Origin of the sequence: Aetokthonos hydrillicola CCALA 1050 (genome assembly GCF_017591665.1) — a bacterium.
Classification (GTDB): domain Bacteria; phylum Cyanobacteriota; class Cyanobacteriia; order Cyanobacteriales; family Nostocaceae; genus Aetokthonos; species Aetokthonos hydrillicola.
Genome location: NZ_JAAKGC010000365.1, coordinates 1 through 1,665, shown reverse-complemented (window position 1 = coordinate 1,665; position 1,665 = coordinate 1). Strand labels below are relative to the sequence as shown.

Annotated in this window: 3 protein-coding genes; all 3 read right to left on the bottom strand. The window is 54.9% G+C overall.

Going from position 1 to position 1,665, the window contains the following annotated elements; genetic code table 11:
* Positions 1 to 232, bottom strand: a 232-nt coding sequence (locus tag G4P69_RS37975; RefSeq protein ID WP_208355110.1) for a WbqC family protein, incomplete at its 3' end; no start/stop codon positions are given.
* Positions 233 to 353: 121 nt separating this feature from the next.
* Positions 354 to 896 carry a GNAT family N-acetyltransferase gene (locus G4P69_RS37970; RefSeq protein ID WP_208355097.1) on the bottom strand — a complete coding sequence of 181 codons (543 nt, stop codon included), beginning with the start codon at positions 894 to 896 and terminating at the stop codon, positions 354 to 356.
* A partial coding sequence (locus G4P69_RS37965; RefSeq protein WP_208355094.1) for a methyltransferase domain-containing protein occupies positions 893 to 1,665 on the bottom strand: 773 nt, incomplete at its 5' end. The genes G4P69_RS37965 and G4P69_RS37970, both read right to left, overlap by 4 nt.

Sequence of the window (1,665 nt, the reverse complement as noted above, 5' to 3'; positions counted from 1 at the left end):
GCGCATCATCGAGAGGCGTCTGGTTGATGTCGGTCGAGAGGCCGTTGTGCTGGACGGGGACCGTCATCCATTTCACGCCGGTCGCGGTCTTGATCTGAACGCGATTGAAAAAGCTCCCCTTGGAGAATTGGACATCATCATAATGGACGAACACATCCGCCAGCCGAACCTGCTCCATGAGCCCGATCCAGGGGAAGAACATCGGTTGAGAGATGACGATCGATTTGGTCATGCTGGCCTGCATTCACCACTAAGGCTCAAAGGACACAAAGTTTCACAACGGAGATCGACAGGCATGAGGAACACATCTTTGTGAGCCTTTGTGTTCTTCGTGACTTGGTGGTGAACTCTTCTCAAGCTGCTCGATTCTGTATCTGTGCATTACGATTGAGAAGCTTCTCCATCAGGATGACGTCGTGGTACTGGCCTTCGGCGAAGTAGTGCTCTTTGAAGACGCCAACGTGTCGGTAGCCGAGGGCTTCGTAGACGTGCAGGGCTCGGGCGTTGGAACCGAGAACCTCCAGGGTAATCTTGCGCAGATGGTGACGGTTCCAGGCGAACTCTTCGCACAGCGTCAGCGCTTCCCGGCCAGCCCCTTTATTGGTGGCGCCAGGGCGCAGGGCGATGCCGAGTTGAGCCGTGCCGTGGTGAGTGCTGATCATCATCAACTGGATGAAGCCCAGACAGCTGTTGTCGTTCTTATCAGCGATGATGAAGAACAAGACCGTGCTGTCGGACATGCGTCGTCCCAGCCAATCCTTCACCCGCTGCATGGTGTTGGGACGAGGCTTGGCGAGAAGCAATTTCTGAAGGTCGATGTCGTTGCGCATCTCCATCAGAACAGGCAGGTCGTCATCGATCGGCGGGCGCAAAGTCACAATATTGCCATCAATCATGCGATGGTCAGCTCCGGGAGAAAGAAGAAATCAGGAGATCGATGTTCCCAGCCAGGGACGCGCGCCATCGCTTCTTTCGCGATGCGTGGATTCAGGCCGACGTAGATAAGCCGGGTCGAATCGGGGAGCATCCCCGGTGCGATGACCTGCTTTCCGAACAACTGCTTCCCCTGACGGTAGGGGTTCGCATCCAGATAGTGAGAAACGCTCTCAGGCTGCTCCAGACACGAAGTGATGTAGGCACCATAAAAACCAGACCCATAAACCGCGGCTGGCTCTGCTTTGGAACGTGACCGTTCAAAGTTGACGATTTCCTGCTGAGCGCGGCGCCAGTAGTTCGCCATGCGGTCGATGGTATGCTTCAGTTGCAGGTGAGGATTGCCCGCTTCGTCCGACGCGGTCCACAGGTTCTGCTGATTTTCTGGAGCAAAGACTTTGAGTCGATAAAATTCTTCTTGTGGTTTGCGAGCCGTGACGACGAACGCCGAGTCATGGGACTTATCGTCAATCGCGATGTTTTCGAGTTCAAGCCCCGCGAGAAGATTTCGCAGTGAAGCCCACGTGAAGTGGTTAACGTGATCAACAACCAGGAAGTCCGCGACATTCGCGAGGATGTTCGGAACCGTGAAAAACAGCGTTCCACCTGGCGCGAGAAGGTTCGTGATCGCAAGGAAATAGCTCTCGAGATCGACGACGTGTTCGGCAACGTAAAACGACGTGATCAAGTCAAACTTGCCGTTCCAGCTGGCAGGCGTTTCATAGCAGGCCT